Origin of the sequence: Aedoeadaptatus nemausensis (assembly GCF_903819165.1) — a bacterium.
Classification (GTDB): Bacteria; Bacillota; Clostridia; order Tissierellales; family Peptoniphilaceae; genus Aedoeadaptatus; species Aedoeadaptatus nemausensis.
Window position 1 is genome coordinate 1 of the sequence record NZ_CAIJCS010000070.1, and the last position, 223, is coordinate 223.

1 protein-coding gene is annotated in these 223 nt (G+C 43.5%); it reads right to left on the bottom strand.

Features of this window, described 5'->3' with window-relative positions; all coding sequences use genetic code 11:
• The coding region (locus PEPTYR26121_RS08970) for a hypothetical protein (protein WP_180501083.1) at positions 1-223 on the bottom strand (223 nt) is incomplete at both ends.

Genomic DNA, 223 nt, shown 5'->3' on the forward strand with positions numbered 1-223 from the left:
ATTGTTCTCGGAGTTTGGCGACGATCCTCGCCTTTTGTTCATTGCTTCTTCCCTTTCCAAACTCCTTAACTGTTCCCAGAACATCTTTTGAATGGTGAGTTTTTCATTCTCCGCTTCTAATTCTTTGATGCGGTTTTCCAATGCTTCCCGTGTGGATGCATCAAGAGGTTCGCTCTCGTTTAAGGGTTTTCTGGTCTGTTTGCGATCTTTATTCTTCGTCACA